Origin of the sequence: Inquilinus limosus MP06, assembly GCF_000767795.1 — a bacterium.
Taxonomy (GTDB): Bacteria; Pseudomonadota; Alphaproteobacteria; order DSM-16000; family Inquilinaceae; genus Inquilinus; species Inquilinus limosus_E.
Window position 1 is genome coordinate 1 of record NZ_JANX01000690.1, and the last position, 2,880, is coordinate 2,880.

A 2,880-nucleotide genomic window follows, 5' to 3' on the forward strand; every position below is an offset into this window, starting at 1 on the left:
GGAGGTCGGACGGTCGAGGCAGCCGAGGATGTTCATCAGCGTCGATTTGCCGGAGCCCGACGCGCCGACGATCGCCACCATCTCGCCGGCCTCGATGGTCAGGTCGATGTCCTTGAGGGCGGCGATGGTGCCTTCGCCCGAGGGGAATTCGCGCCGCAGGTGCCGCAGCGCGATCAGCGGTTCGGCCATGGCGTCACCCGCCAGGCGGCGGGGGCGGGCCGGGATCGTCGGCGGCGGCCGGGGCCGCCGCCTGCTCGCCGGTCACCACCCGCTCGCCCTCGCTGAGGCCGGACCGCACCTCGGCCCGGATGCCGTTGTCGAGGCCGACCGTGATCCGGCGCTCGGCCACCTTGCCGGCGCCGTCGACCACCCGCACCGTGGCGGTGCCGTCGGCGCCCTTCGCCGCCAGCGCCGCAGAGGGGATGGTCAGGACGCCCTTCGCCTCGCCGAGCACGATGTGGATCTCGGCCGTCATGTAGGTGCGCAGATGGTTGTCCGCGTTCGGCACGCTGAACACGCCGATGTAGTAGACCGCCTGCGAGGTGGAGGACGAGCTGCTGGAGCTGGAGCTCGAGGCGCTGATCGTGTTGAAGCTGGAATCGTTGCGGATCGATTCCGGGGCGGGCTCGATCGATTCCAGCGTCGCCCGGTAGCGATGGCTGCGCTCGCCCAGGATGGTGAAGTAGATCGGCTGGCCGGGCCTGACCTTGACGATGTCGGCCTCGGAGATCTCGGCACGCACGGTCATTACGTCCAGGTCGCCGAGGATGACGATGGTCGGCGTCGACTGGACGGCGTTCACCGTCTGCCCCTCCTGGCTGACGATCGACAGGACGGTGCCGTCGATCGGCGCGGTGATCCGGGTGTAGCCGAGATCGACCTGGGCGGTTTCGATCGCGACCTGCCCCTCGATGATCTGGGCGTCGAGCTGCTCGATCTGGGCCTGCGTCACCTGGACCGCGGCCTGCGCGCTCTCCAGATCCGCCTGCGAGGCCGCCCGTTGCGCCGCCATCGCCTTCTGGCGGGCGAGAGTCAGCTGGTTGAGGGTCAGCGTCGCCTCCTTCTCCGTGCGCTGGGCCCGGAGATTGGCGAGGGAGGCCTGCTGCGTGCGCAGGCTGTTCTGCTGGGTCACCGAATCGATCTCGGCGACCAGGTCGCCCTTGGCGACCTTTTGGCCGAGCGCCACCTTGAGCGCGGTGATGCGGCCGGAGGCCTGGGCGCCGACCGCCACCAGCCGGGCCGGCTTCAACGTCCCGGTCGCCAGCACGCTCTCTTCGACATCGCCGATGGTGGCGGGGGCGGACATCGGAGGGGTGCCCTGGGAGGGGAACAGCCAGATCCGGGCCGCCAGCGCGGCCAGGGCGAGGCCGCCCAGCACCGCGACGACCAGGATGACCCGGCTGCGCGGACGGCGGCGCTTCCGCACAGGAGACGCCGCATCCGCCGCCGGGGCGGGAGGGGGAGAGGATTCGATCAGCACCCCGCCTATATACGCGTCGCCGGCCGCCGGAGAATGTCCGGGCATTGCCGGATTTAGGATTTTTTGTGGCGTCGCGTTGCCGGCCGGAGCCTCGGCCGCCAGCCGGCAGGGGCGTCGGCAGTGCCGCGGCCCCGGCGGCCGGGGCGGGTCCCGCTTGTCCCAAAGTTCAATTCCGGCGGCTCTTTCTTTGTCGCTACCGTTTTTGCGTCAAGGCAGGTATCGGCCGTGGGACCGGGGCGATGCCCCGCGCCGCCGGCGAGACGCGATGCGGCGGAGACCGGGAGGGAACGATGACGACGCATGCCGCCGTGGCCATGCCGGCCGGGCGCCCCCCGGCGATCGCTGATGTGGATCCGAAGGGTCGGAATTGCGTTAAGGTGCCGGGGTTGGTTCCGGCGGTCATGTGATCCCGCCCATGCCGTCGCACTGAATTGAGGACAAGCAGATGACGCTCCGGATCGGCCGCCGCGGTGCCCTGATCGCGGGCGCGATGCTGGCCGCGCCCGCTCTCCTCCGGGCGCAGGAGCCGCCGCGGGTGCGCGTCGGCACGCTGCAGTTCGGCACGGTGAACTGGGAGCTGGCGGTGATCGGCGACGGCCTCGACCGCCGCCACGGCTTCGTGATCGAGCCGCTGGTCCTGGCCGACAAGGATGCCGCCGCCGTCGCCTTCCAGTCCGGCGCGGTCGACCTGATCGTCACCGACTGGATCTGGGTGGCACGGCAGCGCGAGGCCGGGCGCGATGTCAGCTTCGTGCCCTTCTCCCTGACCATCGGTGCACTGATGGCCGACCCGAAGACCGGCATCCGCACCATCCAGCACCTGCCCGGCAAGCGCCTGGGCGTCGCCGGCGGCGAGGACGACAAGAGCTGGGTGCTGATCCAGGCCTATGCCCGCAAGGCCGCCGGCCTCGACCTGCCGCGCGCCGCCGTCGTCAACTTCGCGGCGCCGCCGCTCTTGAACCAACTGGCGCTGCGCGGCGACCTCGACGCCGTGCTCAACTTCTGGCAGTTCGCGGCCCGGCTCTCGGCGAAGGGGTTCCAGCCGGTGGTGGAGATCGGCAAGATCCTGCCGGCACTCGGCCTCGACCGGCCGCCGCCGCTGCTCGGCTGGGTGTTCCGCGACTCCTGGGCGAACCGGAACCACGATCTGGCGCGCGGCTTCCTCGACGCCTCCTTCGCCGCCAAGGCTGCGATGCGGTCCGACGACGCGCTGTGGCAGACGCTCCGGCCGCAGATGCAGGCCGAGGACGACGCCGTCTTCGCCGCCCTGCGCGACGGCTACCGCGCCGGCATCCCGGCGGCACCGAGCCCGGCCGACGCGGCCGCCGCCGCTGCCGCCCTGCGGCTGATGGCCGGGATCACCCCGGCTGCGGTCGGCGGGCTGAAGGCGCTGCCGCCCG

Annotated in this window: 3 protein-coding genes; 1 reads left to right on the plus strand and 2 read right to left on the minus strand. The window is 71.6% G+C overall.

Going from position 1 to position 2,880, the window contains the following annotated elements; translation table 11 throughout:
- Both P409_RS30905 and P409_RS30910 read right to left on the minus strand, forming a co-directional pair.
- The coding region (locus P409_RS30905; protein WP_034847494.1) for an ATP-binding cassette domain-containing protein at positions 1 to 189 on the minus strand (189 nt) is incomplete at its 3' end.
- A 4-nt stretch (positions 190 to 193) separates the two neighbouring features.
- The gene (locus P409_RS30910; RefSeq protein WP_202964864.1) at positions 194 to 1,426 is read right to left on the minus strand and encodes an efflux RND transporter periplasmic adaptor subunit; all 1,233 of its coding nucleotides are present in this window, start codon (positions 1,424 to 1,426) and stop codon (positions 194 to 196) included.
- A 499-nt stretch (positions 1,427 to 1,925) separates the two neighbouring features.
- Here P409_RS30910 and P409_RS30915 point away from each other — a divergent pair.
- A partial coding sequence (locus P409_RS30915) for an ABC transporter substrate-binding protein (RefSeq protein ID WP_052121599.1) occupies positions 1,926 to 2,880 on the plus strand: 955 nt, incomplete at its 3' end.